Raw genomic sequence first — 25,212 nt, forward strand, 5'->3', positions numbered from 1 at the left:
TTTCTTTCCATCAATCGTGTAAACAACTCACACTTGTCGCTTCATCTCATATTGTCTGATGTTCGATTCCGTCCATCCCGCCTGAACGAGTGATCGCTGCAGATCAGTGTCGGTCGTATGGAAGTGAAACGTCTCGTACGGAAGCGAACAGACTTCATCCAGTAACTGTATGATTCCGCCTTCCTGCGCGCGCGCCTCGAGAATCTGGCCATTCTTGACGGCTGCCGCACCGTCCCCCCCCCGATAGAACGATGGTTCGATGTGATGCATCGCTTGTGCATCCCGTTGCCAGATCGGTTTTTCCGAAAGTTCGACAGAGGAGTATGCAGACCAGGACACTTCTTCGAGCGAACTCGATGCCGTGCGCCGCGGTCTTGAATAATAGCGGATTTCACGATTGATCGTGTATCCGTTCTTTTCATAGAAGGCGAGTGCCCGGTCATTGCCGATGATCACCTCAAGGAACAGGATGTCAAATCCATGCTTCGATGCATGTTCCTTTTGCCGGTCGAATAATCGTTGTGCTATCCGAGCCTTTCTGTACTCCGGTGCGACCGCGAGACCTCCGCATCTCAACACACGCTCCCCGTCGATTTCCTTCAGTCCGTTCAGCCAGATGCCGACCGGCTCTTTCCCGTCATACGCCAGGAAAGAATGTTCCAATTCATTGTGATCACGTCTCATGATCCGCTCGACGAACTCCTCGTACGTCAATTGCATCGGGATCATATAATCGCTGAAGCCTTTCGTAAAGGCCGTATATGTATCCTCAAGCGAGTCTGCTCGTTTGATTTCAATCATCTTCGACACTCCCATTCTGATTTCAATTTCTTCTCCACCCCTTTATTTCGCCAACAGTTTCTCGATTCCTCTACCCGTGTCAGTTTGAGAGGGAACGGGTAAAGGAACGTATTCTTCAAAAAGGAAGTGATATGATGTCCACCCTGCTATTCATAGAGGCGAACGACACCGTCAATCAGCCCCAAAGTGTGAGCTCGATGCTGAATGAGACATTCCTCGAGTCATACCGAAAAAATCATCCGGAAGACAGAATCGTCTCGCTCAACCTGTTCGAGGAACGTCTTCCCTTTTTTGATTTGAAGCTCGCGGCGTCCGCCTCGAAAATGTTCAAAGGCGTTCCCTTGACACCGGAGGAGGAGCTCGGCGCGAAGCAGGTCCATCAGTATCTTGACGGCTTCCTGGAGGCGGACAAAATCGTCTTCTCCTTCCCGATGTGGAATCTCACCGTGCCTGCTCCACTTCACAACTACATGGACTACCTGGCGCAGGCTGGACGAACGTTCAGATACACGCCGGAAGGATCGATCGGATTGGTAGAAGGCAAGAAGGTGATGCTCATCCATTCGCGAGGCGGTAATTATTCGGAAGGCGAAAAAAGTCAAACCGACCACGCACTCCGTTATATGACTGACCTGTTGCACTTCTTCGGAGTGAACGATGTGGAATCGATCGTACTCGAGGGACACCAGCAAAACCCTGAGGAAGCGGATGGACTAATTAAAAATGCCGTCTCAGCGTGTGAGACGGCAGGGAAAACATTCTGAACTGGTCACCTTCTGAAATTGTAATATAAGTGTTCGGCGTGTTCCTGTTCCATCATCTTCGCATAGGGAATCAATCGGAACGCCCTGAACAGGGCATAGGATGCCGTGAAGTCATCTTTCATTTGTTCAGGATTGATTTTCAATTCTTCGAAGAGACAAGCTCGTTGGTAGTAAAAATGGGCGAGTTGGCTCGAATCCGCAAGGACTAAGCTTTCTTCAATTCCTTCCTCAGCCAACTCTAGCCCTTTTTGGTAATTGCCAGCACTGTACATTATCTGACCGAAGTTGTAGATGATCTTCAGGCGCAACCTTCTCAAATCGCCTGTGTCATAGTCCATCTCGAGCAGGCTTTCGTAAACTTTCTTTGAGTGATTGTATTCTTCCTGCTCCGCATAAAGGTTTGCGATCCCCATTTTAATCTTTGTGAATGCCTTCGGCGACTCATACCAGACATCCTCGTTCGTCGTGAGCCGGCTCAGCAAAGAGGCACAGCTCCTCGTATCTACATTCCCTAACTTTCTCGAAGTGATGATCAGGTAGTAGTCGAGCAGAAGATTGATTTCCTTACGATCAGTCTTGCCCTTCTCCGCGCTCGCTTCCTCGACGATTGCAGTGAACTCTCCGCGTCTTGCCATACCCGAGTACTTTCGATCGATCGTCATGAACAATTCACTGAAATATTGGTCTTGGAACAAATGGGAGAGCGAGACGCGCAGCCGCTTTGCGATCATTTGAAGCAAATCGACCGTCGGGGAATTCTTCCCGTTTTCGATCTTGCTGATTTCAGCCTGACTGCAGATTCCTTCGCATAGTTCCTTCTGAGTCATTCCGCGTGCTTTCCGCAGATTCTTGATCTCATTACCGACAGACCATGACTGATTTCCGACCATTTCGTCTCCCTCCCCCATTCTCAAATCAAACGAAAGAAGCCTCCAGCACTAACGAATAGGCTGAAAGCTTCATTATGCTTCCGGCGAGAATCGAACTCGCACTGCAGCATTACCATTGCTGAGGTCTGCCATTAACCTACGGAAGCGCTTAATCTGATATCAGTATAGCGTATAATGAAAGAACCGGCAAGTCCGTCCCTCTCCGTGTTGATTGAATGGAGCTACCGGGAAGACATGCCGTTTCCTTTTCTTCTAATTAAGAATTTCACATCGAAGAATCAATAGGTCGTCTTCGTCAATGCGTTGTCATAGACGACAAGAGCTGAATAATGTTCATCTGCCTTCGAGGCGACGAAAGTAGAAAACTTCAGCGTGATGATGGCGTTCGTCCCGACACCCTGTTCCTCGAAAAACGTATTCATCTTTTCTTCCAATTCTTCAGGCGCTCGGCCGACGAGTACTTTTGTATGCAGCATAGATTTCTTTCCCTCCAGTTCTGTAGATACCTCTTTCACGCTAATTAGTTTCCCCTTTTTTTCAAAAAACGAAACGCTTGAGCCACAAAATGGCATACTAGACCTATCCAGGCAAAGGAAGGGGTCATTCGATCATGAGAAGATTCGATTTCAGCGAGACAGTGGACAGAAAGGACACTTCATCCGTCAAATGGGACGCCCTGAAGGCATTTTATGGATCAGACGATCTTGTTCCGATGTGGGTCGCCGATATGGACTTCAGGACACCGGATGCCATCAGTGAGGCACTTGCTAGACGGGCAGCCACCGGTCAATTCGGATATTCATTTTTCGGTGAACGGGAGAAGCAGGCCATCATCTCCTGGTTCGACCGTCGATTTAATACTTCGGTCTCCCAGGAGGATTTATTATATGCGAGCGGTGTCGTGACCGCGCTCTCGCATACGATTCTCGCCCTTACGGATGAACAGGATGAGATCATCATCCAGACACCTGTCTATCCCCCGTTCTTCCAGGTAGTCAGCGACAACGGGCGCACTTTGGTCGAGAACGAACTTCTTTTGACAAAAGATGGCTATGTGATCGATTTCAGTTCGCTTGAAGAACAGATGAGGACGGCGAAACTTATCTTGCTCTGCAGTCCGCATAATCCGGTCGGACGAGTATGGCGAAAAGAGGAACTTGAACGAATTTATCGTCTAGCTGAGACGTACGACGTCCTCGTCGTCTCGGACGAGATCCATGCAGACCTCGTCTTCAGTGAATCGACACACCTGCCCTCGATCGATTTCGGGAGAGAACGGACAATACTGATCAGTGCACCATCGAAATCCTTCAACATTCCGGGGCTCTATGCTTCCTTTATGATCGCACCGAACGTGGAGCACCGGAAAAAGATCAAAGCCGTACAGCAAAGACATTTCGTCCACCCGAACACGTTCGCACTCGTCGCCTTCGAGGCTGCCTACCAGTCTGAGGACAGCGAGGCTTGGCTCGATTCGCTGATCAATTATCTTGAGGAGAACAGAAATCACGCCGTTCGACGGATTCGGGACGAGATGCCAATGCTAGAAGTTCAGGTCCCGGAAGCTACTTATCTGCTCTGGATCGACTTCACTGCCTTGTTGCCGGACATAGAAGAACGAAAACTGTGGCTTCGCGATGAAGCACAGGTCGCGTTGACGCACGGAGAGCCGTTCGGAAAAACAGGTGAGTCATTTGAACGGCTGAATTTCGGATGTCCGCGTCAGCAGCTCGACTTGGCGCTCGACCGATTAGGGCTTGCTTATCAAAAACAAATCCGTGATCGTATCTGATATCGACCGTCCTTCTGCGGAGAGCTTCCAGTGAAGGGCGGTTTTGCTATACCCGATCGATGTTGAAAAATCATTTCAGAAGGATGACAACACGGTGACGCATCGATTAAGGAAAAATTACTGAATTCCGAAAATTTAAACTTGATATTGGATGATACACCTCTTCAAGCTTACAACCCCAACGGTTGAAGTCGATTTTTCCGCTCTTGAGCTGACTTGCATGGACTTGAAGATCCTTGTTAAGGTAGTTGTCATATCCGCCGTATGCCAACAACCACGGTGAAAAGCATTGGAGGAATTGAATATGACGCAAGAATGGATTTCGATCGCCTTGTATCTCGGTTTGATGCTCGCGATCGGGTGGTTCGCCTTCAAGCGAACGACCAACTCGGAAGATTATATGCTCGGTGGCCGTGACCTCGGCCCTGGAGTGACGGCGCTCTCTGCCGGTGCATCGGACATGAGCGGCTGGATGCTGATGGGTCTGCCCGGCGCGATGTATGCGACTGGCGTTTCCGCTATCTGGCTCGCAGTCGGACTGTTGATCGGCTGTTACGTCAACTATGTATTGTTAGCACCACGTTTCCGTCTGTACACGGAGATGGCGAATGACTCGATCACGATTCCTGACTTCCTCGAAAATCGTTTCAAGGATAACTCACGAGTGCTGCGAATGGTTTCGGCAGCGGTCATCATCGTCTTCTTCACATTCTACACATCTGCCGGCATCGTATCTGGCGGTAAGCTGTTTGAAAGCTCATTCGGCTTCGATTATCACTATGGTATGCTCTTGACGATCGCGGTCGTCGTCGCCTACACACTCTTTGGCGGCTTTCTCGCAGTCAGTTGGACCGACTTCGTCCAGGGTTGTATCATGTTCATCGCCCTCATTCTCGTCCCGATCGTCGCGTTGACGGACGTAGGCGGAATGGACGGTGCGGTGTCTTACGCTGAAAAGCTCGATCCGTCGCTCTTCGACCCGTTCAAGGGGACGACGCTCCTTGGAATCATCGGATTCCTCGCGTGGGGTCTCGGCTACTTCGGTCAGCCCCATATCATCGTCCGCTTCATGGCCATCCGCTCAGTCAAGGACTTGAAAAAGGCCAGACGTATCGGTATCGGTTGGATGTTCATCTCGATCGTCGGCGCCATGATGACAGGTCTTGTCGGAATCGCCTATTTCGAAGGACAGGGCAACGGGCTCGGTGACCCGGAAACGGTCTTCATCCGCTTCTCTGACGTCCTGTTTCATCCGTATATCACCGGATTCCTGATGGCAGCGATCCTCGCAGCCATCATGTCGACGATTTCTTCCCAGTTGCTCGTCACGTCGAGTGCGTTGACGGAAGACTTCTATAAGACATTCTTGAAGAAGGATGCTTCGGACAAGGAAATGGTATTCACCGGCCGTATGGCCGTTCTCGTCATCGCCATCGTCGGTTCGATCCTTGCGTGGAATCCTTCAGCAACGATTCTCTCGCTCGTCGGATACGCGTGGGCAGGATTCGGTTCAGCCTTCGGTCCGATCATTTTGCTGTCCCTCTACTGGAAGCGGATGACGAAGCAGGGTGCGCTCGCCGGCATGCTGACAGGCGCATTGACAGTCATTCTCTGGGTACAGCTTGATTTGAGCGCTACACTCTACGAGATGGTACCAGGTTTCTTCGCAAGTCTCTTCATGACCGTCATCGTCAGTCTCATGACGCGTCAACCCGTTTCGTCCGTCCAAGAAAAGTTCGAGGACATGGAAGACGAGATGAAGGACATCGCCCAGTAAGCTGGCCGAAAGAATCGATTCATACGTCAAAAGCTCCCACTCCGCTACTTCTGCGGGATGGGAGCTTTTGACGTATTCACTTCTCCAATTCGATGACCCCGTAATGGAACTTGGATGATTTACGGACAGCCCGTTCGAATCCGAAGGCATCGAACCAGTTGCTTTCGAAGTGAGCCTTCAGGACGACCCGTTGTCTCGCGACCCGTTTCGCCTCATCGATCGCCGGCTTCGACAGACCTCGCCCATCGGCGATCGAACGCAGTGGATCGAGATGGCGCGATTCCGTGATCGTCTTTTCGAACATCGGATCGAAAAAGACGACATCGAACGAGTTGGCCGGCAAAGTCTTCATGTATTCTAGTGAATCGGCGGTCACGACCTCGATCCGGCGCATCGCCTCGTTCAATATGTCGCTCTTCTCCTTCCAACTCGAGAGTCCCCGTCTGACGAGGAAGGAAGTCAACTGACGACTCTCGACGCCGACGACCTTCCCTTCGGCTCCGACGGCGTGACTCATCACGATGCTGTCCGAACCGAGGCCAAGCGTGCAGTCGAGCACTGTCATTCCCCGTTTGAGCTTTGCTGACGCGACGAGCGGGTCATGTCCGGAGCTGATGAGTTGTTTGACACGGAAGACAGCACTGGACGGATGGAAAAAAAAGGGTTCTCCCATGCCTTCAGGATAGAGTTCAAGACGACGCTTATCAAGGACCAGAATCGGTTTGTCGTATTCCTTCTGAAGCATGCTGATGCTCTTCTTCTTTCTCGCAACCCGGATGACGGTAAGATCAAGTGACGCTTCGATCATATCGAGCTCCTCTTCCATCCCGTCGACCGGTCTGAGGCAGGTCGTCAACACGACTTGTTCCTCCATGGTCAATTCCTCCTTGCACAAAAATAAGCCAGCCGCAGCCAGCTCATTTCTTTTTCTTGAGCAGATCCTCGATGTCCTCGATCAGCGCTTTCTTCGAGATCAGGTCCTCTTGCTTTTCCTGTTCCACCTTCGCGTCCACCGTCGTCCGCTGGAGCAGTGCCTGGAGCGTTTCGTCGATTGATGATTTCAGGTGTTCGCGATCTTCCTTGTTCATCGCAATGTCATGCTTCGGTTCTTCTCCCTGCTCATCAAGCTGACGCAGACGTTCCGTCAACTGCTTCGCTTCCCGGTTCAGATCGGCATACAAGCGTTCGATCTGCTCGAGTCGTAATTTGATGCCGTCGCGTTCTGTAAACATGGTGCATGGCTCCTTCCGCCGTTCGTGTTCTATTTATAACTTTACCATAATCGTCGAAAAATGAAACTGTAATATCTATTTTCAACATTAATCGGTTTCTTTCCCGGACGAAACTTTATTGCTTTTCTCGAAAAATGTTTGCATAGACCCACCAATTTCCACCCTGTTATACTCATTCGAGTATCCCTAATTCATGGAGGTGGTCTCTTTGACTCATTCCGTCGACCATCCGTCCCGCGCCATCCGTGGCGCCGTCGTATCGATCGTCGCCTACCTGTTTCTTTCGTTCTTGAAGATCGCAGGCGGACTGTCGTTCGACTCGCGCGCATTGCTCGCCGACGGTTTCAACAACACGACGGACATCATCGCTTCCGTCGCTGTATTCATCGGGTTGCGGATCGCAGCACGCCCGAAGGACGAGGATCATCCATACGGCCATCAGAAAATGGAATCGATCGCCGCGATGATTGCTTCCCTCATCATGCTCAGCGTCGGACTCGCCGTCCTCTTCAACAGCTCGCGCTCGCTGATCATCGGTGACTTCACCACTCCGTCTCCGACTGCAGGATTGTTCGCCCTTCTTGGAGCGATCATCATGTTTCTCGTCTATGTCTACAACGCAAGACTCGCCAAGCGGACACATTCGATCGCTCTTCGCGCAGCCTCGAAAGACAACCTCTCCGATGCCCTCGTCTCGCTCGGGACGGCAATCGGGGTGCTCTTCTCGACGATCGGACTCGCCTTCATCGATGCAGCCCTCGCGGTCATCATCGCGTTCATCATCATCAAGACGGCTGTCGAGATTTTCCTTGATACCGTTGTCCATCTCTCGGACGGGTTCGCCCCTGAACTCGTCGACCGCTACGCCTCTTCCGTGCTTTCGATCGAAGGCGTCGAAGAAGTTCGCGACGTCAAAGCCCGCCACCTCGGAAACCGGATCCTCGTCGACATGACGATCGCCGTGTCCGGAAACTTGACGGTTTCACAGGCCCACGCGCTCAGCGATGAAGTCGAGGAAATGCTCGCTGATAAACACCGTGTCTCCTATACTCATGTCCATGTCGAACCGGTCGAGCATTGACGCTCCGGGTATTCTTTGCATTTTCTTGAACCTCCTCCCTATAATATAGAGAGCAGATGAAAGGGAGGCTGGCCAGATGGAACTTAAACAACGTGCCGTCCGTCACGTGGACCGAATGGAATTCGACCACTTCATCAAATATGGCGAAACGGCGTATGGCTTGACGCAGGCGGAACTTCGAGGCTATGAGCTTGAACTCGGCGAGGAAGGATTCTTCGATTCAGAGGAACATAGCTATCCCGAGGATTTCTATTTCGACGTCCTCGTCGAAGACGAGATCGCCGGCCGTGTCATTTTGATCAAGTCCGATCACTATTACCAGATGGACCTGATGATTTTCGATTCCCACTCCGGAAAAGGTTACGGGACCGAAGCCGTCAGGAAGGGGCTCGATGCTTCGAATGTCCTGCGTCACCACGAGGTACGGGTTTTCGTCCTCCCGTCGACACCTCACATGGCTGCCGTATCCAGAATCCTTGAAGTGAACGGATTCGAGCGTGCCGGCTCCTACTACAGAAAGGGACAGCGGAAACGCTACGTCCTCGCAAAACCTTGACTGGGTATGGCCCCTTGATCAGAGGGGTCTTTTTTCTGTGCTTTACAGGCTTTGAAAAGAAGCGTAAAATCTAAATCTGAATGATTTGAAAGGAGAAATTCCCCTATGAATGAATGGCTCTGGATTCCATCCATCCTCTTGACGCTCAGTCTGCTTCTCGTAGGCTACCGTCTATTCGGCCAAGTCGGCCTCTATATGTGGATCGCCATCGCGACGATCATCGCGAACATCCAAGTCACCCAGCAAGTCGAACTCTATACCTATATCTTCACGCTCGGCAACGTCGTCTACGGGTCGAGTTATCTCGCAACTGACATCCTGAACGAGAAATACGGACGTAAGGCCGCCCGGCGCGGTGTTTGGATCGGTTTCTTCTCGCTCATCACGACGACGCTGCTCATGCAGTTCAGTCTTCTTTATACCCCGCTCGAGGACAAGCTCGCGCTCGAGATGTCAGATTCGCTCAATATGCTGTTCGGCCTGCTGCCATGGATCGCCGTCGGCAGTCTAAGCGCCTACCTCGTCTCGCAGCTGTTCGATGTCTTCATCTACACGAAAATCAGGGAGCGGACGGGCGAGAAATGGCTCTGGCTGCGGACGACGGGTTCGACGCTTGCAAGCCAGTTGCTCGACACGCTCACGTTCTGCGCCATCGCTTTTCATGCTTTACCGTTCGACATCTGGTGGCAGATTTTCGTGACGACGTATCTTGCCAAGTTCGTCATCGCCTGGTTCGCCACTCCGTTCATGTACATCGCTAAGAGGATGCATCCAAAATCCTCTAAAAGTGACCTTGCGGCGTGACCGACTCGTATGAATTGAACGTCCGGACCAAGACTGGAACGGGCGTTTTTTTCTGTCTTCCACCGATTTTTGGACAACTGTAATTTTTTTACTGAATCGTTAAAGAGGAGGGCCACAGCGGACGATAGTGAATAGAGGAGGAGTACACCATGCGTATCCGAAGAAACGAATCGTACCGATATGAGTTGGACGATCAGCCAGCCGGTTCGTTCTACCTCGAACGAAATGGGAAGCGCAGTTCAGCCGGTAAGATGAAGGTATTCAACATCTCGCCGAGCGGCTTAGCGATCCTGACCTCTCTGCAGCTGCCGGTCGAGCCGGACACGAAAATCATCGTCTCCTTTTCGCTCGATCATGCAGGAGATGCTTTCGAATTCAAAGGCAGGATCATGCACCATAAATGGATTGGTCAACAACACCTCTATGGGCTGCTCCTCGAGACGAGTTCGAGCGATCAACAGCGTATCACCCAAGCCGTCAAACGCCATGCGAAAGAACGTCATGAACGCAGGAAGCGCGCAGCGAATATGCCGCTCTAAGTTCTCGTTTCCCTCTCCTGCTCAATCGAAAAAAGGGACTTGCCATTCGTCTTGCGACGGTCCGGTAAGTCCCTTTCTCCATTCATTTCCGGGCGATCAAGCTTTCGTCCGGTAGACGACTGCCTCGTAAGGGCGCAGCGTCAGTTCTTGACCGGCATGCGGGCGATCGGCATAGTTTCCGATCACGATATCAGACGTGTCATGATCGAGCGCAACCTTCGTCTCCTGTTTGTCGAACGAACAGTAGATATACCATGTCTCGCCCTCATGGTGGCGTGAATATGCATATACCGTCTCATGGTTTTTATGCAGCAACGTGTAGTCTCCATACACCATCAAATCATGCTGATGACGCAGGGCGATCAGTTGTTTGTAGTAGTAGAAGATCGAGTTCGGATCTTTCAGCACTGCTTCGGCATTGATTTCCGGGTAGTTCGGATTGACCTTCAACCACGGCTTGCCTGTCGTGAATCCGGCGTTCTCCTCGGCTGACCATTGCATCGGCGTCCGCGCGTTGTCACGTCCTTTGATATGGACGGATCTGAGGAGTTCTGCAGGTGATGCTCCGAGTGCGGTCCGTTCCCGCCACATGTTGCGGATCTCGATGTCTTCATAATCCTCGATCGATTCGAACGACACATTCGTCATACCGAGTTCTTCCCCCTGATAGATGTACGGAGTTCCTTGAAGCATGTGGAGTAGCGTCGCGAGCATCTTCGCCGACTCGACGCGGTAGACCGAGTCGTCACCGAAGCGGCTTACGACACGCGGCTGGTCATGGTTGTTCCAGTAAAGCGAGTTCCAGCCTTTTCCGTGAAGCGCCGTCTGCCATTTCGTGAAGTTCTCTTTTAACTTCGCGAGATGGAAGGGGACCACGTCCCACTTTCCGCCTGGTCCTGAATCGAGATCCATATGTTCGAAGGTAAAGACCATGTTGACTTCCTTACGCTCCGGATTCGTATACAGAATCGCATCCTCCGTCGTAGCACCCGGCATCTCGCCGACCGTCAGGACATCGTATTGACCAAACGAAGCATCATGCATCTCACGTAAATATTCATGGACGCGCGGTCCGTTGACGTAATGTTCCCCGCCGTCACCGTAGAGCGCTCCTTCACCGACTTTCCCGTCTGGCAAGCCGTCCGCCTTCGAGATCAAGTTGATGACGTCCATCCGGAAGCCGTCGATGCCGCGGTCGAGCCATCGCTTCATCATCGCATAGACATCGCGGCGCATCGTCTCGTTCTCCCAGTTCAAATCAGGCTGCTTTTTTGAGAAGAGATGAAGATAGTATTCGTCCGACTCGACGTCGTGTTCCCAGGCCGGACCTGAGAAAATCGATCCCCAGTTATTCGGCAGCGTGCCGTCCGGATTGCCCTTGCGCCAGATGTAGTAGTCGCGGTACGGGTTGTCCTTTCCCTTCCTTGATTCGACGAACCAGGCGTGTTCATCCGAGGAGTGATTGACCACGAGGTCCATGACGATCTTGATTCCATGTTCATGGGCGCGCGCGAGCAAACGATCAAAGTCGTTCATCGTTCCGAACTCCTCCATGATCGCTTCGTAGTCGCGGATGTCGTATCCATTGTCATCGTTTGGCGAATCATAGATCGGGCTGAGCCAGATCACGTCGATCCCGAGCTCTTTCAGGTAGTCGAGCTTCTCGATGATTCCGACGAGATCGCCGACCCCGTCTCCGTTCGAATCCTTGAAGCTGCGCGGGTAAATTTGATAGACGACGCTATCGTGCCACCATTTTCGTTCCATCCTAAAATCGCCCCTTTATGTAGTATTGTGCAACCGCGTGCACTGTTGTGTGAAGCGCTTCCATCTGATTCCATCGTCATCTTACCATGCCGCTATCGCGACGACAAGATTATTCCTTTCTGCATCTTGTTTCAAATAAATCTAATTCAGGAATTAGTTTGGAAAGGGGGTGGCGCCATGTATCGCCGATATTTCTTGTTTTTGATTTGGATCATCGCAATCGTCTTCATTCTTCTCTTCGGTAACAACCGTGTGTTTCCGGACGGGTTCCTCTTCGCCTTCCTCCGTTTCGATCAGACTCAGTATGATGCCTCGGCACTGAGCCTGTTCGCCTTGCTTGGCATCTATCCGGCCCTCTTCTTCCTGCTGTTCCTCGATGAGCGCCGTTTCCTGAAACCGTCTCCGATCCTCGCTTCGATCGGTTCATTCGTCCTCGGCTCCTTCGTTCTGATGCCCTATCTTGCACTTGCGATTCCGAAACGATCGTTCGTTCCATTCAAGAGGCGCCCATTCATTCCTTATGCTTGTGCGCTGCTCGCCGTCCTGAGCGCGCTCGTCTTATGGCTTGCCCTCGCAAGGTCCGACTGGACGATTTTCATGACGTATTTCCAGTCGAATCAATTCGTCCGGACGATGAGCGTCGATTTCCTCATGTTCTATATTCTCCAGATTTTCATGTTCGCAAGAATCCGAAAACGAAACGAACGAGGATTCGACCCGAGAGACTTCATTCCGATATTCGGTCTGCTCGGATACTTATTCCGCCGGCACTTGCCAAACGCGGTCGTCGATTGAGACGGCCGCGCTTTTGTCCATTTCGTCATTTTATTTGAGGAATAGCATTGTTATACTTAACACCAGAAGAGAGAAAGAGGTGGAGCAAATGCAACAGTATCATGCGCTTTGTCAGGATGTCCTAAAAAACGGGGTACGCAAGGAGGACCGGACGGGAACGGGCACGATCAGCCGTTTCGGTCATCAGATGCGTTTTTCGCTCGCTGACGGGTTCCCCCTTCTGACGACGAAGAAATTACATACGAAGTCGATTTTCCACGAGCTGCTGTGGTTCATCTCCGGCGATACGAACATCCGGTATCTCCAGGAAAACGGAGTACGGATTTGGAACGAATGGGCTGACGATAAAGGGGACCTCGGACCGGTGTACGGGGCACAGTGGCGCTCGTTCCCGAAGCCTGACGGTGGCGCAGTCGACCAACTCGCCGAGGTGATCGAACAGATCAAAATAAACCCGGATTCACGACGGCTGATCGTCAGTGCCTGGAATCCTGGTCAGCTCGACCAGATGGCGTTGCCGCCGTGTCATCTCCTCTTTCAGTTCTACGTCGCGGACGGCAAGCTGTCCTGTCAGCTCTATCAGCGTTCTGCTGACGTCTTCCTCGGTGTTCCGTTCAATATCGCGTCTTACGCATTACTGACACATATGGTCGCGCATGTGACAGGTCTCGAAGCTGGTGAATTCATTCACACGCTCGGAGATGCGCATATCTACTCGAACCACCTGGAGCAAGTGGAACTTCAGCTGACACGCACGCCGAAGAAATTGCCTACTCTCCGGTTCGCCCGAAAAATCGACAGGATCGAAGACTTCACCTTCGAGGACATCATCATCGAAGGATACGAGGCGGATCCGCACATCAAAGGAGTGGTCGCCATATGATCAGCCATGTCGTCGCCTACAGCAACAATCATGTCATCGGAAAGGACAATCAGCTCCCTTGGCATCTTCCCGCCGACTTGCGCCACTTCAAGGAGACGACGCTCGGGAAGACGATCGTCATGGGCCGGAAGACGTTCGAATCGATCGGATGGCCTTTGCCGAAGCGAAAGAACATCGTCGTCACCCGGGACGAGGACTTTTCAGTTGAAGGTGTCGTGATCGAACATGATCTTCGGTTCCTCGAGCGGTTCGTCGATTCGAGCGAGGAGGTCTGTGTCATCGGCGGAGGAGAGATCTTCCGGCAGACCCTCGAAGCGACGCGACGGCTCTATGTGACGATCGTCGACACCGAGATCGAAGGGGACACGTTCTATCCGGAAATACCGGCAGACTTCGTCCAAGTCGCCTCGTCGTTTCATCCGAAAGATGACCAAAATGATCATGCCTTCGAAATACGGCAATATGACCGGACGATCGACTGAGACGAATGCACATCGATATGACGAAAAAGGATGAGGCTGCGCGTATATCGCATCGCCTCATCCTTTTTCGTGTCATCATTCCAAGATCGTCTTGCGAAACCCATAGAACGGCCGGTATCCATTCGACTCGTAATAGGTGCGGGACGTGCTGCTTGCGAGCATCTCGATCCGTGTCCGCGGATGCTTCGCATGGATCACACGCAACAGTTCCTTCCCGATTCCTTGGCCCCTGTACGCCTCGGCGATCAAAAGTTCGCATACATACAACGTGACTTCCCCGTCCGTCAGCGCCCGCACGTATCCGACGACCTTGTCCTCGTCAAGTGCGACGAAGCAGCAGTTCGAGTTTTCGAATGCCTTCCTGACTTCTTCCGACCGTTCGACCAGATTCGTCCAGCCTTCGGCAGCATTCAAGGCATTGATCGAATTGAAATCGAACGTTTCATATGGACGGCAGACGATTGAATTCGCAGTCGTCATTCATGTTCCTCCTCACGCCAAATGGATGACCCACTGTCTTATCCGTTCTGCAAGTGATTCCGGATCGAGAGGCAGCACCGTATAATCTACGACACCGCGGTGAATCGCCTCAGCAAGCAGCTCGTCCTCTGATTCCGCGATTGCCATGAACTGTGTCTCTCTCCCCCGTTCGTGCTTCAGCCAGTCGAGCAGCCTGAAGTCGTCGGCAGCGATTGCCCCGAGCGGAAGGACGAGTAGTTCGAGCGATTCGATTCCAGGACGGACATACTTGCGAATCTCGAAATCATAACGAACATGCTCGACATGGAGCAGTTCGATGACGCTCTCCTCTTCTCCTTCGAGCGACAGAGAGATGGCCGCCTTGATTTTTTCGGATGTAAGCGAATGATCGAACCCGATCACCCGGTCCCGGCCCGTCCTCTTTGCCTTGTAAAGTGCTTCGTCGGCTTGAGTAGAGGCAACAGAAAGCGTCATGTCCGGAGCGGAGATGATGGTGAAACCGATCGAGACCGTCACACGTAATCCTCTATCGAACGAATGGTTCGACACCCGTTCTCTGATCCTCTCCATCATCCGGAATGACGCAAGTTGATGTTCGCAGGAGAACAGGACCATGAACTCCTCTCCTCCGTACCGGATTAATTCGTCCTCAGGGCGTATGACATCCTTTATGACAGCCGCCACTTCTGACAAGATGACGTCGCCTACCGGATGACCGAACGTATCGTTGATTCGTTTGAAGTGATCGAGATCAAAGATGGCAAGTCCGAAGACGCCCTCCTGCCCGGCACGGGACCTTCTTCGTTCGAACGCGCCATTCAAATACTTCCGATTGTACGCACCGGTCAGTTCATCGACAAGGACCGTCTTTGAGACGAAGTCACTTTTTCTGATCAGCCGGCGGAGACGGAGCAGTCGTTCATCGAAGCTGACGCTCTCATCCCAGTAATCATCAGCCCCTGCTTCATACGCTTGCATCCTTCTGTGCGGTGAAGCTGGCCCGAGCACGATGATCGGGGTCCAGGAGGATTCTGACCGTTTGAGCAACTTCTCGAAGTTCTCCCGTTCTTCCGACCTCATGGAGTCCTCAATGATGATTGCTTTCGCATGAAGGTCGTACCCGATTTCGAGCGCTTGTTGGACAGATTCAGGAAAGCGCGTCACGTAGCGATTCGCCTCAAGAAAACGCTTCCAAGATATATTCCCAAGAAAATCGCCTGTCACATGGAAGAGAAGCTCCTTCCTTGCGACGGACCGTTTGCCTCTGCTTGATATGAACGAGATGAAGGATGAACTCACCTCCTCGATATGAGTCAGTTTCGCAGGATCCGGATAGTTACGGATTTGCGACGCTGCTGTGTCCGCAAACGACGTCAACACCTCGAGCCCTTCGATCTTACCGCCTCGTCTGAGCCAGTTCGAGAAGGCATCAAGCTCCTGAAGTGGAACTTCCTCACGACGAAGCAATCGCTCCACCATACTGATCGTCTGTGCAATATATCGTTCTTGTTCTGTCCTGCGCTTCAAGACGGCCTCCTTTTCCTTCTCCCCTCGGAGAACGACGAAAGCGATGGACAAAAGCCCGTCGCTTTCTCAGTTCATTATGATTTCAGGTTTGGTCGTACCATCGAAGAAGGCACGATCCATTCCTCGTACTGTTGTTCAGTCAGTAGCCCTGTCGCAAGAGCAGCTTCCTTGAGCGTCGTCCCGTTCTGGTGAGCGGACTTTGCGATTTTCGCCGCGTTTTCGTAACCGATGTGCGGATTGAGGGCCGTGACGAGCATCAACGATCGCTCGACGTTCTCTCCGATGACCGTGACGTCAGGTTCGATCCCGACTGCACAATGATCGTTGAACGAGTGCAATGCATCCGTCATCAGACGGACCGACTGGATGAAGTTGTACATGATGACGGGCTTGAAGACGTTCAACTCGAAGTTCCCTTGGCTTGCCGAGAATCCGATCGTCGCGTCATTCCCAAGCACCTGTGCCGCCACCATCGTCAGCGCCTCGCTTTGAGTCGGGTTGACCTTGCCCGGCATGATCGAGCTGCCCGGCTCGTTTTCCGGTATCGTGATCTCCCCGATTCCGGCGCGCGGACCTGAAGCGAGCCAGCGGACATCGTTCGCGATCTTCATCGCGTCCATCGCAAGCGCCTTTACTGCACCGTGCGCGAATACGAGCTGATCATGGCTCGTCAAGGCATGGAACTTGTTGACGGCGCTCGTGAAGTCCTTGCCAGTCTCTTCACTCATTTTCGCTGCGGCGCGGTCACCGAACTCCGGATGCGCATTGATCCCCGTTCCGACTGCCGTACCGCCGATTGCCAGTTCAGAAAGCGGTTCGATCGTCAATTCGATCATTCGCTTCGAGAGCTCAAGCATCCGGACCCAGCCGCTGATTTCCTGGCCGAGCGTGATCGGTGTCGCGTCCTGCAGGTGCGTCCGTCCGATCTTGACGATGTCCTCGAACTGCTTTGCCTTAGCATCGAGCGTCGCATGCAACGCATCGATTGCCGGGATGAGGTCATCGAGCAGTACCGTCTTGGCTGCGATATGCATCGCCGTCGGGTACGTATCGTTCGAGCTCTGAGACTTGTTGACGTCATCGTTCGGATGAACAGCCTTGTCGATTCCCTTGTCCTGCAATTGTCTTGTCGCTACACGCGCCACGACTTCGTTGACGTTCATGTTCGATTGTGTGCCTGATCCAGTCTGCCATACGACGAGCGGGAATTCCCCGTCCAACTCGCCTGCGACGATCCGGTCGCAGACATCTGCGATCGCATCCGCTTTGTCTGCATCGAGCACTCCCAGGTCCTTGTTCGCAAGAGCTGCGCCCTTTTTCAGGATGGCGAAGGCACGAATGACCTCGATCGGCATCTTCTCCGTCCCGATTTTGAAGTTCTCGAGACTGCGTTGTGTCTGCGCTCCCCATTCTTGCGCATCCGGTACACGAATTTCCCCCATCGTGTCGCGTTCTACACGGTATTGCATGTCAATTCCCCCTTATTCGATTACTACAATAATTATTCTACCGGAAAGATGGAGGAATGGGAATCATCGGGGAGGGATTCGGGAAGAGAAAGTTATCTGAAAAAGGGGTGATCAAGAATGTCCTTGACCTGGTTCTTGAATTTGCTGATCGTCTTTTTCCTCATCCTTGCGAACGGCCTGTTCGCGATGACGGAACTTGCCCTCCTTTCATCGAGCCGAGAGAAGCTCGAGCAGTTCGAAAAGAATGGACATAAGTCAGCGAGCATCGCACTCGATTTCCTGGAGCGTCCGACTGATCTGCTGTCTTCCGTACAAGTGGGCATCACGCTGATCGGCATCATCAACGGGGCTTTCGGCGGAGCGACGCTGTCCCGTCCGGTGATCGCATACCTCGCATCGTTCCCCTCCATCTCCCCATACGCGCAGACGATCGGTTACACGCTCGTTATCAGTCTGATCACCTATATCTCGCTCGTCATCGGAGAGCTCGTACCGAAGAGGATCGCGCTCGTCAGCCCGGAGCGCGTCACCTTGTTCGCAGCCCGGCCGATGCGCCTGTTCTCGACGGTTCTCCGTCCCTTCATCGCGTTCCTCAGCTGGTCGACCCATACGCTGTTCAAGTGGATGGGGCTCGAAAAGCTCTCGAGCGAAGACTCGGCCGAGGATGAAGTGCGACAACTCCTCGCCAGGGGATTGAAGGAAGGGGCGTTCGAAGCACAGGAAGCCGAGCAGGTGTCTCGTGTCTTCGCCTTCCATGATCAATATGCCTATGAGCTGATGAAACCCCGGACCGTGATCGAGTGGATCGATTTGAACGATTCGAAGGACGCGATTGCCGAAACGCTTCGCACCTCGCGTCATCGGAAGCTTCCTGTCGGGCGGGAAGACCTCGACCACTTTCTCGGTTATCTTGACGCGAAGGAAGTGCTTGCTGAAGAGATGATCGATTCGTTGACTTCCTCGATCAAAAAGCCGTATCTCGTCCCGCGTCAATTGAAGGCGAGCACACTCTTACAAGAGATGCGCAAGGAAGGAAAAACAGTCGCCTTCGTCCTCGATGAGTATGGCGGCTTTCTGGGGCTGATCACATTGTTCGACATTCTTGAAGCGTTCGTCGGGGAGATCGAGACGGATGAGCCGCCAGAGCTCACCCTGCGAGACGACGGCTCCTTTCTAGCGGACGGTCTGCTTCACATCGACGACCTGAAGCGAAGGTTAGGGATCGAATCGTCCTTGCCGGGAGAAGAGGATAATGCTTATCATACGGTCGCAGGACTCGTCCTTTACCGGCTCGGACATTTTCCGAAGCGCGGCGAATCGATCGCGACGCACGGTTACCGGTTCGAAGTCGTCGACCTTGACGGAAGGAGGATCGACCAAATCCTCATAGAAAAGACAGACTGATGGAATCAGTCTGTCCGTAATGCGGCCTTCGCTATGCGGTCCGCTTTGTTGTCGTTGCTGGGAATCCATTTCAAAAAGGCGAGCGGAAGACGGTTGAAGCGTTCAAGCGTCGGCTCGAATACGACTTGAATCCGTTTGTTCTTCGTGAACTCCCGCTCGACAGCAAGGGAGACGGCCTCTGAATCCGTCCGGAACGAGAACATCCCTTCCCCCGCCTCGGCGAGTTCCTCCGCCAAGTCGACAGCCTTCTCGAAAGCTTGGAACTCTGCCTCATGATTGTTCGTCGCGGTGATCCGGTAGGAACGCTCGATCACTTCACCGGAAGACGTCTTGCAAAACAGGCCGATCGCGGCATCATCATTCGAAGGACGGACAGCGCCGTCGAAGTACAACTCAACCATGGGACACCGCCGCTTCTACGCCGCGCCGGATGGCTGCTTCGTCCAAGTTTTTACCGATGAAGACGAGTGTCGATTTCGGATCTTCCGTGAATGTTCCGCGGCGGGCAGTTCCGTATATCATACCCGTCCCTTGAAGAATGATTTTGGCGTCCGTCCCGTCGAAACGAAGTATCCCTTTGTAGCGGTAAAGATCCTCCCCGTATGCCTCGATCACTTCGCGAAGCACCGTCGCGAATCTCGATTGATCGAGCGGACGTTCCTCGACGATCGTCAAGGCGGTGAAAGTCTCTCCCGCGCGTATGCTCGCGTCTTGCCGGAGCGACAAACGCTGCTCCTCGTCGAGCGGAAAATGGAACGTCTCGAAAAGCTCTTTCGCAGAAACATCGCTCTGAATAGTTTCGATGACTTTCGCGCTCGGATTGATTTCCTCGATCGACTTCCTCACTTCCGCAGCTTTCTCCTGATCGAGAAGGTCGATTTTATTCAAAAGGACGACGTCCGCGAATCCGATTTGCTTCACAGCCTCCTCGTAGACGAGATTTCGGTCGAAATGCGCGCCATCGACGAGCGTGACGACACTTGATATAACGAATTGCTGCTCGATTGCCGACTCGAAGTAGAACGTCTGCAGAATGGGTCCTGGGTCTGCGATGCCAGTCGTCTCGATCACGAGCCGATCAAATTTCATCTCCCCTGCCTTATGTTTCTTCGCGATCCGCAGAAGTGTATCCCTGAGGTCGGCACGAATCGAACAGCAGATGCATCCGTTCGTCAATTCGATCATCTCTTCGTCTCCGCGTTCGATCAATGCCTCATCGATATGGATCGCGCCGACCTCATTGACGAGCAGTGCGAACTTTTCTTCCGGGTTCGAGACGAGATGGTTGAGCAGCGTCGTCTTCCCGGCACCGAGGAATCCGGTGATCAATGTAACTGGTATTCGTTTATTCATAAAGCTTCTCCTTGTTTCAAGCGTTCAGCACGCCATTTTTCTTTTCTGGCATCGAGCAAATCGATCGCATGTAAATACCATGCTTCAGATGTCTGCGGCAATACACTCGATCCCCATTCCCGTTTACCGTGGTGTGATAGAATCATGTGCAGGATGCGGTGATGTGCAGCGATTGGTAATCGAATGCCCGATTCGCGCAGCGCGTCCTCGAAGACGAAGCAGCCGTACGGCATATGGCCGACTAGAATTCCCTGCTCGTCAAGCCCAATCCCTCCAAGGTCCTCACTGGAAGACTCGACTTGCAGCAGCTTCGAGAAACGCTCCGGGGTTGCTCCTAAATGATTATATTCAAAGAGTTTTCCGATGTCATGGAAAAGGATTCCGACCGCAAGCTCGTTCCAGTTCGGGTTCGCATTCAGGATGGCGATTGATTTCGCCGCCGTATAGAGCGCATCGAAACTGTCGTCCCAGGCGAAGGATTGGCGATCGCTCTCAATTGAATGATAGAGATCATTCTTATGATCCGCCTCTCCCTCCTGGACGCATTTCAATAACGTCAGGTAAGGCTGCTCCGCGCTGCTGATCCCGCGGCCGATCTCAAGCATGCAGGCCGTATGCTTCAACAGCCCGCCGATGTAGGCATGATGATGGAACAAGGCTGCCGGACGAAGCGAGAAGTCATCCCAGTACTTTTTCAAAGTGCTCAAGCAAATCGTGCGATATGGTTCGTCGAGCGTTTCGATCAGCGTCAGCAACAGGTCCCGGTACTCAAGTAACGATTCTCCTGCAGGCATCTGAGGAAGCAAGGAACTTGCATCTGAAGGGTCTCCTGGAGTCACTTTTTGGACAGTCAGCGATTTGTTTCCCGAACCTGCCGGAAACTCTTCGACCTTTGCGACGACTTGGACAACTCCCGTCTCACGATAAGGAAGGATTGCTTTTTCCGCGCTTTCCTTGTTCAGCCACTGTTTTCCTTTGAATGAACCTCCACCCGTATTGAAAGTGAACTGCAACCACTGCTTTCCGGTCTGGGAAGTCCTGATCTCTGAAGCCGCGACGAGAAGCGTCTCTTCGACCGTTTCCCCAGGACTGTGTGAATCGAGGGTGAACCCTCCTCCCCCCACTCCATCGCTGACCGGAAAGTCTGATCCGGTATACGAATTCGGGACTGTCGGCGTGATCGCCTTGAATAGATGCATATACATTCCTCCTTCGGTCCTTTTCATTGTACTAAAAAGAAGACTTCCTGGACTAAACAGAAATTTCATTGAAAGCGTTTTCTTGAATGTTTATACTAAAATGTGAGCTATTTAATTTTAACGGAGGGAGGAGTTCTTTCATGAAGAGGCTATCCGAACGCTACGACGAACTGCTTCCGACCATCCAGCTGATGCTTGCGACAGACGTCGCAATCCCTGAAGTGACGAGAGAGGATGTCCGTCGGGCCGTCGAGAGGCTCGATGTTCAAAACACATCTCTTCTCGAGGAATTGATCGATCACGAGGTCGCGAGCACATCGCTCCATGTCGCAAAATCTGGTTTTCCACTTCATTCTCTTCAAACGAAGCTGTTCGTCCTGTCGAATTTCTGTCGGGATGCAGGAGTCACTTTCGAAGAGGTACATGAGATGTCCACGAAATCGATCATTGAGCGGCTTCATACAGTCGACTTCTCATTCCACCGTTTTTTACATCATTTATCTCTGCACCACGGACCTGTCGATACGATTTGTCAGCAACTGATGAGCATTCTTGGAGGAGGAGCGAAAGAAAAGGCCTCTTCGAAAATGTTGCTTGAGACAGTCAAAAAAAAAGACCCGACTCTCGATTGAGTCGGGTCTTTCAATTCAACGACCTGGCATTCCAGCTCCTTGAAGGGCAGTGTGTGAAGATATGGCGTTCCATTTCTTCACGGTCTACAATCATTCTTACATGCTTCGTTCCATCTGTCAACATTCCATACAAAACTTCAAAAAAAGTGGGATTCTCGCTGAACGAGAACCCCTAATGGAAGAGTGAATAATTACCATGGCAATGCTTGATTTCATCTTACAATGCTTTGGAAGCGTTTACAACCCTTTAAGGCAAAGTTTTTCCGGAAATTTTTTCAGCATATTGTTCATCACCGATCGGCAGATGCAAGACCTCTATTCCGCTCGCCCGCATCAGATTGAGTCCATCCCCATATTCGTAGCCGACCGAATAGACGACCCGTTCGATTTTAGAAGCGATCAACGCCAGGCTGCAGCCGTGACAAGGACTATGCGTGACATAGGCCGTCGCTCCCTTGGCACTCGTCGAGTCGGCCGCCAGCTTCCCGAGAGCATTGATTTCGGCATGAATTTCATGTTGCTTGGACCAGAAATGATGCTCTTCCTGATCGTCACAGGAGTCGAAATACATCCCTTCGTGTAAGATCGATAGCTGTCCCTGTTGTTCAACCCGTCTGAACAGGACGCCGTCCTTTTTTAAGTAACGTTCATTGCAGTTCAAGTGGCCGCTCGGGGTACCATTGATCCCGATCGAAATCGGTTTTTCATCCTTGACGATGACACACGCGACTGATTTCGATGCACATTTCGAATGCCGACTAGCCATCATCTCAGCAAATAGCAGCCACGTCGTATCCCATTTTCTCTGCTTTTCCATCCATCTCATCCTCTCAAAAAAAACACGGCTTGCGCCGTGTTCTTACAGTGGTCGGTTCGGCAACTCCCGGCTCCGCGCTGCAACTTCGATTACTTTCTGTTTCAGTTCGTTTTCCATCCGTTCAAGTTCATGCTCTGCATCTCGTCGTTTTTGCTTTCCTTCCTGCTGGATACGCAAAGTTTCATCTAGCGTCTCAATCAAGTTTTGATGGGCGACTTTGAGTGATTCGACGGAAACGATTCCCTTTTCGTTCTCCTCGGCGATTTCGATCGAGGAATCCTTCAGGAGACGGGAATTCTGCTCGAGCAGTTGGTTCGTCGTCTCCGTGACATCCTTTTGCATCGCCAAGGCGTTCTTTTGGCGAGTCAAACTTAGCGAGAGAACGACCTGGTTCTTCCAGAGCGGAATCGTGTTCACGACAGCCGACTCGATTTTCTCGGCAAGAATTTGGTTGTTTTGCTGGATTACACGAATTTGCGGTGCCATTTGAAGGCTGATCGTCCGAGAGAGCTTGAGATCGTGGATCTTCTTCTCGAAGCGGTCCGTCAACTGAATCAAGTCATTCAACTCCTGCAGTTTCGTTTGATCCCGTGTCATCTCGACTTCTCGACGAAGCGGCTCGATTTCATTTTGGCGCACTTCGCCGATCTTGACCTCACCTGCAGCGATATAGATGTTGAGTTCTTCGAAGTATCGCTTGTTCTTCTGATACATCTGATCGAGCAGTGTGATGTCCTTCATCAGCCCGAACTTCGATCGATCGAGATTGTGGACGACCTCTTCGAGATATGCACTCATCTTTTCATATTGAAGGAAGTAGGTATCGGCCTTCTTCTTCGCGCGTCCGATCAATGGGACGTTCGACCAGAAACTCTTCTTCTCCTGCAGCGTGTCAGGATCCATCTGGCGGACACGTTGCATCAAATCAGACAGCAGCTTTCCTGCATCTCCGCCATCCTTCATCTTGACCTCACTGAGCACCTGGTCAGAGAACTGTGACAGCTCACGCTGTACCGGTGCACCATATTGGAGGACAGCGTCCGATTTTTTAAGATCAATCACCTGCAACAGGCGTTCGATTTTTTGACGCTGTTCTGCCGGAACGTCGCTCGGTATCGCCGCCTGTGGAGTGAGCGCTTCATTCATCATCGTGTTCGGCATGAGTGACTCGTCCGTCTCAACCGCAGGATTAGAGACTCTCGGCAAGTCTTGTTGAGATGTCATCCGCTCAGGTTGAGGTTGGGGCGATTCATCTGGCCATTGCTCCCAAGATTTTTCTTCAGAATGGTTCATCTTTTACCCGCTCCTCTTGTCTGCGCTGCTCATTTTCTTGAGCGAGCACCTTTTCTATCGTCATCAGTTCCCGCTCAAGATCCACTGTGTCTTCCTCGAGCAGCGTGTTTTGATGTTGTTTTAGTTTTTGACCGATCATTCGAATATTTTCGAGCAGTTGATCCCGTGTTTCGAACTGGATTTGAGCACCTTTCCGCTCAAGTTCTGCAAACTTCTCCGTCACGGACAGAAGTGAATCCAGGTAAAAAGTGAAGAAATCCCGGACCTTTTTCATTTCACGGGGAGAAGCGTACAATTCCTCGAAAAGAATATGTGCCTCGCGCGAGACGAATCTCATCTCGGATCGAATTTCCGTATCACGGATGGTCGGGGCGATCGCATCATACTGAAGCAGCTTCTCGTAACCTTCTTCAATCGTCCGCTGAAGGACTTGGAGCTCTAAGTCATCTGTTTCCGAAAACTTTCTGACCGCCTTCTCCGGTCGCAGAATGACGCTTCCGACATGTTCCTCTTCATCCATGAGCAATTTCTTCTTGACGCTTCTTGTTCGTTCGATTTCATTGGTTCCGCGTTTCGTCCGATATCTTTTCCCTGGACGTGAACGATATCCGCTCCAAATGAACCACAATCCAAGCGCTATGAAGACGACGGGAAAGTCGAATACATCTGCGACTTGAAGAAACAGGAAAACCATCCCGATTGCCGCGAGCGTCCACCAGGTTGATGGCTTCATTTCATCACCTCTTCTGTCATATGTCATTATGGTTGACTTTCATCGCATCACTTCTTCTCAAACAGTTCCGAAAGGACGGAGCAATAGGAATATTGATACGCCCAGTAAAACGAGAATGCTATATCATTCTACTTCGGATCGC

General features: G+C 51.9%; 27 protein-coding genes and 1 tRNA gene. 12 read left to right on the top strand and 16 right to left on the bottom strand.

The window, feature by feature from the left end; translation table 11 throughout:
• Positions 1-27 precede the first annotated feature (27 nt).
• A complete protein-coding gene (locus DFG60_RS06435; RefSeq protein WP_157964494.1) occupies positions 28-801 on the bottom strand; it encodes a GNAT family N-acetyltransferase in 774 nt (257 codons plus the stop codon).
• 134 nt (positions 802-935) lie between these two features.
• On the opposite strand from DFG60_RS06435, the gene DFG60_RS06440 reads away from it, so the two are divergent.
• Complete coding sequence (locus DFG60_RS06440) at positions 936-1,565, top strand: FMN-dependent NADH-azoreductase (protein WP_114570919.1); 630 nt, start codon at positions 936-938, stop codon at positions 1,563-1,565.
• Between the two features lie 5 nt (positions 1,566-1,570).
• Here DFG60_RS06440 and DFG60_RS06445 read toward each other — a convergent pair whose 3' ends face one another.
• The 3 genes from DFG60_RS06445 to DFG60_RS06455 form a co-directional block, all read right to left on the bottom strand.
• A complete protein-coding gene (locus DFG60_RS06445) occupies positions 1,571-2,455 on the bottom strand; it encodes a helix-turn-helix domain-containing protein (protein ID WP_157964495.1) in 885 nt (294 codons plus the stop codon).
• 75 nt (positions 2,456-2,530) lie between these two features.
• Positions 2,531-2,601: transfer RNA gene (locus tag DFG60_RS06450), tRNA-Thr, on the bottom strand.
• A gap of 132 nt (positions 2,602-2,733) precedes the next feature.
• Positions 2,734-2,931, bottom strand: coding sequence for a hypothetical protein (locus DFG60_RS06455; RefSeq protein ID WP_114570921.1), 198 nt, complete (start codon positions 2,929-2,931; stop codon positions 2,734-2,736).
• Positions 2,932-3,065: 134 nt separating this feature from the next.
• On the opposite strand from DFG60_RS06455, the gene DFG60_RS06460 reads away from it, so the two are divergent.
• Together DFG60_RS06460 and putP are read left to right on the top strand one after the other, a co-directional pair.
• On the top strand, positions 3,066-4,247 hold the full coding sequence (locus DFG60_RS06460; RefSeq protein ID WP_114570922.1) for a MalY/PatB family protein: 1,182 nt from the start codon (positions 3,066-3,068) through the stop codon (positions 4,245-4,247).
• Positions 4,248-4,551: 304 nt separating this feature from the next.
• On the top strand, positions 4,552-6,024 hold the full coding sequence (gene putP / locus DFG60_RS06465) for a sodium/proline symporter PutP (protein WP_114570923.1): 1,473 nt from the start codon (positions 4,552-4,554) through the stop codon (positions 6,022-6,024).
• 76 nt (positions 6,025-6,100) lie between these two features.
• Here putP and DFG60_RS06470 read toward each other — a convergent pair whose 3' ends face one another.
• A complete protein-coding gene (locus DFG60_RS06470; RefSeq protein ID WP_114570924.1) occupies positions 6,101-6,898 on the bottom strand; it encodes a class I SAM-dependent methyltransferase in 798 nt (265 codons plus the stop codon).
• A gap of 43 nt (positions 6,899-6,941) precedes the next feature.
• Positions 6,942-7,256 carry a hypothetical protein gene (locus DFG60_RS06475; protein ID WP_114570925.1) on the bottom strand — a complete coding sequence of 105 codons (315 nt, stop codon included), beginning with the start codon at positions 7,254-7,256 and terminating at the stop codon, positions 6,942-6,944.
• 208 nt (positions 7,257-7,464) lie between these two features.
• Here DFG60_RS06475 and DFG60_RS06480 point away from each other — a divergent pair, with 208 nt between their 5' ends.
• From DFG60_RS06480 to DFG60_RS06495, 4 genes are all read left to right on the top strand, one after another.
• On the top strand, positions 7,465-8,337 hold the full coding sequence (locus tag DFG60_RS06480; protein WP_232818651.1) for a cation diffusion facilitator family transporter: 873 nt from the start codon (positions 7,465-7,467) through the stop codon (positions 8,335-8,337).
• Positions 8,338-8,413: 76 nt separating this feature from the next.
• The gene (locus DFG60_RS06485; RefSeq protein ID WP_114570927.1) at positions 8,414-8,893 is read left to right on the top strand and encodes a GNAT family N-acetyltransferase; all 480 of its coding nucleotides are present in this window, start codon (positions 8,414-8,416) and stop codon (positions 8,891-8,893) included.
• A gap of 105 nt (positions 8,894-8,998) precedes the next feature.
• Positions 8,999-9,697 (top strand): queuosine precursor transporter, encoded by a 699-nt coding sequence (locus tag DFG60_RS06490; RefSeq protein ID WP_114570928.1) that lies wholly within the window; start codon positions 8,999-9,001, stop codon positions 9,695-9,697.
• A 149-nt stretch (positions 9,698-9,846) separates the two neighbouring features.
• A complete protein-coding gene (locus tag DFG60_RS06495) occupies positions 9,847-10,236 on the top strand; it encodes a PilZ domain-containing protein (RefSeq protein WP_114570929.1) in 390 nt (129 codons plus the stop codon).
• 96 nt (positions 10,237-10,332) lie between these two features.
• On the opposite strand, the gene DFG60_RS06500 is transcribed toward DFG60_RS06495, so the two are convergent.
• Entirely contained in the window at positions 10,333-12,003 is a 1,671-nt protein-coding gene (locus tag DFG60_RS06500) for a glycoside hydrolase family 13 protein (protein ID WP_114570930.1), read from the bottom strand.
• Between the two features lie 177 nt (positions 12,004-12,180).
• Here DFG60_RS06500 and DFG60_RS06505 point away from each other — a divergent pair, with 177 nt between their 5' ends.
• The 3 genes from DFG60_RS06505 (at position 12,181) to DFG60_RS06515 (ending at position 14,163) form a co-directional block, all read left to right on the top strand.
• A complete protein-coding gene (locus DFG60_RS06505; RefSeq protein WP_114570931.1) occupies positions 12,181-12,798 on the top strand; it encodes a hypothetical protein in 618 nt (205 codons plus the stop codon).
• A gap of 88 nt (positions 12,799-12,886) precedes the next feature.
• Entirely contained in the window at positions 12,887-13,681 is a 795-nt protein-coding gene (locus DFG60_RS06510) for a thymidylate synthase (RefSeq protein WP_114570932.1), read from the top strand.
• Positions 13,678-14,163, top strand: coding sequence for a dihydrofolate reductase (locus DFG60_RS06515; RefSeq protein WP_114570933.1), 486 nt, complete (start codon positions 13,678-13,680; stop codon positions 14,161-14,163). The genes DFG60_RS06510 and DFG60_RS06515 overlap by 4 nt, the downstream gene beginning before the upstream one ends.
• 75 nt (positions 14,164-14,238) lie before the next feature.
• Here the strand turns inward: DFG60_RS06515 and DFG60_RS06520 are convergent, their stop codons facing one another.
• The 3 genes from DFG60_RS06520 to fumC form a co-directional block, all read right to left on the bottom strand.
• The gene (locus tag DFG60_RS06520) at positions 14,239-14,643 is read right to left on the bottom strand and encodes a GNAT family N-acetyltransferase (protein WP_114570934.1); all 405 of its coding nucleotides are present in this window, start codon (positions 14,641-14,643) and stop codon (positions 14,239-14,241) included.
• A 12-nt stretch (positions 14,644-14,655) separates the two neighbouring features.
• Entirely contained in the window at positions 14,656-16,170 is a 1,515-nt protein-coding gene (locus DFG60_RS06525; protein WP_157964496.1) for a diguanylate cyclase, read from the bottom strand.
• 74 nt (positions 16,171-16,244) lie between these two features.
• On the bottom strand, positions 16,245-17,639 hold the full coding sequence (gene fumC, locus DFG60_RS06530; RefSeq protein ID WP_114570936.1) for a class II fumarate hydratase: 1,395 nt from the start codon (positions 17,637-17,639) through the stop codon (positions 16,245-16,247).
• Positions 17,640-17,756: 117 nt separating this feature from the next.
• Between fumC and DFG60_RS06535 the strand changes: the two genes are divergently transcribed.
• The gene (locus DFG60_RS06535; protein ID WP_114570937.1) at positions 17,757-19,043 is read left to right on the top strand and encodes a hemolysin family protein; all 1,287 of its coding nucleotides are present in this window, start codon (positions 17,757-17,759) and stop codon (positions 19,041-19,043) included.
• A gap of 5 nt (positions 19,044-19,048) precedes the next feature.
• Here the strand turns inward: DFG60_RS06535 and DFG60_RS06540 are convergent, their stop codons facing one another.
• Genes DFG60_RS06540 through DFG60_RS06550 form a run of 3 tightly spaced genes read right to left on the bottom strand, consistent with a single transcriptional unit; the run spans position 19,049 to position 21,595 of the window.
• Entirely contained in the window at positions 19,049-19,444 is a 396-nt protein-coding gene (locus DFG60_RS06540) for a ribonuclease HI family protein (protein ID WP_114570938.1), read from the bottom strand.
• A complete protein-coding gene (locus DFG60_RS06545) occupies positions 19,437-20,396 on the bottom strand; it encodes a CobW family GTP-binding protein (protein ID WP_114570939.1) in 960 nt (319 codons plus the stop codon). The genes DFG60_RS06540 and DFG60_RS06545 overlap by 8 nt, the downstream gene beginning before the upstream one ends.
• Positions 20,393-21,595: an HD domain-containing protein gene (locus DFG60_RS06550; RefSeq protein WP_157964497.1), complete on the bottom strand. Its 1,203-nt coding sequence runs from the start codon at positions 21,593-21,595 to the stop codon at positions 20,393-20,395. The genes DFG60_RS06545 and DFG60_RS06550 overlap by 4 nt, the downstream gene beginning before the upstream one ends.
• Before the next feature lie 140 nt (positions 21,596-21,735).
• On the opposite strand from DFG60_RS06550, the gene DFG60_RS06555 reads away from it, so the two are divergent.
• Positions 21,736-22,227, top strand: coding sequence for a hypothetical protein (locus DFG60_RS06555; RefSeq protein WP_114570941.1), 492 nt, complete (start codon positions 21,736-21,738; stop codon positions 22,225-22,227).
• Between the two features lie 247 nt (positions 22,228-22,474).
• Here DFG60_RS06555 and DFG60_RS06560 read toward each other — a convergent pair whose 3' ends face one another.
• The 3 genes from DFG60_RS06560 to DFG60_RS06570 are packed head-to-tail and all read right to left on the bottom strand — an operon-like array spanning position 22,475 to position 25,070.
• Complete coding sequence (locus tag DFG60_RS06560) at positions 22,475-23,044, bottom strand: deoxycytidylate deaminase (RefSeq protein WP_114570942.1); 570 nt, start codon at positions 23,042-23,044, stop codon at positions 22,475-22,477.
• 42 nt (positions 23,045-23,086) lie between these two features.
• Complete coding sequence (locus DFG60_RS06565) at positions 23,087-24,337, bottom strand: toxic anion resistance protein (RefSeq protein ID WP_114570943.1); 1,251 nt, start codon at positions 24,335-24,337, stop codon at positions 23,087-23,089.
• Positions 24,324-25,070 carry a 5-bromo-4-chloroindolyl phosphate hydrolysis family protein gene (locus DFG60_RS06570; protein WP_114570944.1) on the bottom strand — a complete coding sequence of 249 codons (747 nt, stop codon included), beginning with the start codon at positions 25,068-25,070 and terminating at the stop codon, positions 24,324-24,326. The genes DFG60_RS06565 and DFG60_RS06570 overlap by 14 nt, the downstream gene beginning before the upstream one ends.
• Positions 25,071-25,212 lie beyond the last annotated feature (142 nt).

Origin of the sequence: Exiguobacterium flavidum (assembly GCF_003344535.1) — a bacterium.
Lineage (GTDB): Bacteria > Bacillota > Bacilli > Exiguobacteriales > Exiguobacteriaceae > Exiguobacterium_A > Exiguobacterium_A flavidum.

What these genes read in the sequence shown, in the direction of transcription:
- DFG60_RS06475 (WP_114570925.1), bottom strand. Translation starts at nt 7,256, where the DNA reads ATGTTTACAGAACGCGACGGCATCAAATTACGACTCGAGCAGATCGAA.
- DFG60_RS06565 (WP_114570943.1), bottom strand. Translation starts at nt 24,337, where the DNA reads ATGAACCATTCTGAAGAAAAATCTTGGGAGCAATGGCCAGATGAATCG.
- DFG60_RS06535 (WP_114570937.1), top strand. Translation starts at nt 17,757, where the DNA reads ATGTCCTTGACCTGGTTCTTGAATTTGCTGATCGTCTTTTTCCTCATC.
- DFG60_RS06540 (WP_114570938.1), bottom strand. Translation starts at nt 19,444, where the DNA reads ATGGTTGAGTTGTACTTCGACGGCGCTGTCCGTCCTTCGAATGATGAT.
- DFG60_RS06435 (WP_157964494.1), bottom strand. Translation starts at nt 801, where the DNA reads ATGATTGAAATCAAACGAGCAGACTCGCTTGAGGATACATATACGGCC.
- DFG60_RS06495 (WP_114570929.1), top strand. Translation starts at nt 9,847, where the DNA reads ATGCGTATCCGAAGAAACGAATCGTACCGATATGAGTTGGACGATCAG.
- DFG60_RS06545 (WP_114570939.1), bottom strand. Translation starts at nt 20,396, where the DNA reads ATGAATAAACGAATACCAGTTACATTGATCACCGGATTCCTCGGTGCC.
- DFG60_RS06485 (WP_114570927.1), top strand. Translation starts at nt 8,414, where the DNA reads ATGGAACTTAAACAACGTGCCGTCCGTCACGTGGACCGAATGGAATTC.
- DFG60_RS06510 (WP_114570932.1), top strand. Translation starts at nt 12,887, where the DNA reads ATGCAACAGTATCATGCGCTTTGTCAGGATGTCCTAAAAAACGGGGTA.
- DFG60_RS06560 (WP_114570942.1), bottom strand. Translation starts at nt 23,044, where the DNA reads ATGGAAAAGCAGAGAAAATGGGATACGACGTGGCTGCTATTTGCTGAG.
- DFG60_RS06515 (WP_114570933.1), top strand. Translation starts at nt 13,678, where the DNA reads ATGATCAGCCATGTCGTCGCCTACAGCAACAATCATGTCATCGGAAAG.
- DFG60_RS06555 (WP_114570941.1), top strand. Translation starts at nt 21,736, where the DNA reads ATGAAGAGGCTATCCGAACGCTACGACGAACTGCTTCCGACCATCCAG.
- DFG60_RS06570 (WP_114570944.1), bottom strand. Translation starts at nt 25,070, where the DNA reads ATGAAGCCATCAACCTGGTGGACGCTCGCGGCAATCGGGATGGTTTTC.
- DFG60_RS06440 (WP_114570919.1), top strand. Translation starts at nt 936, where the DNA reads ATGTCCACCCTGCTATTCATAGAGGCGAACGACACCGTCAATCAGCCC.
- DFG60_RS06500 (WP_114570930.1), bottom strand. Translation starts at nt 12,003, where the DNA reads ATGGAACGAAAATGGTGGCACGATAGCGTCGTCTATCAAATTTACCCG.
- DFG60_RS06550 (WP_157964497.1), bottom strand. Translation starts at nt 21,595, where the DNA reads ATGCATCTATTCAAGGCGATCACGCCGACAGTCCCGAATTCGTATACC.
- fumC (WP_114570936.1), bottom strand. Translation starts at nt 17,639, where the DNA reads ATGCAATACCGTGTAGAACGCGACACGATGGGGGAAATTCGTGTACCG.
- DFG60_RS06445 (WP_157964495.1), bottom strand. Translation starts at nt 2,455, where the DNA reads ATGGTCGGAAATCAGTCATGGTCTGTCGGTAATGAGATCAAGAATCTG.
- putP (WP_114570923.1), top strand. Translation starts at nt 4,552, where the DNA reads ATGACGCAAGAATGGATTTCGATCGCCTTGTATCTCGGTTTGATGCTC.
- DFG60_RS06520 (WP_114570934.1), bottom strand. Translation starts at nt 14,643, where the DNA reads ATGACGACTGCGAATTCAATCGTCTGCCGTCCATATGAAACGTTCGAT.
- DFG60_RS06490 (WP_114570928.1), top strand. Translation starts at nt 8,999, where the DNA reads ATGAATGAATGGCTCTGGATTCCATCCATCCTCTTGACGCTCAGTCTG.
- DFG60_RS06470 (WP_114570924.1), bottom strand. Translation starts at nt 6,898, where the DNA reads ATGGAGGAACAAGTCGTGTTGACGACCTGCCTCAGACCGGTCGACGGG.
- DFG60_RS06455 (WP_114570921.1), bottom strand. Translation starts at nt 2,931, where the DNA reads ATGCTGCATACAAAAGTACTCGTCGGCCGAGCGCCTGAAGAATTGGAA.
- DFG60_RS06505 (WP_114570931.1), top strand. Translation starts at nt 12,181, where the DNA reads ATGTATCGCCGATATTTCTTGTTTTTGATTTGGATCATCGCAATCGTC.
- DFG60_RS06460 (WP_114570922.1), top strand. Translation starts at nt 3,066, where the DNA reads ATGAGAAGATTCGATTTCAGCGAGACAGTGGACAGAAAGGACACTTCA.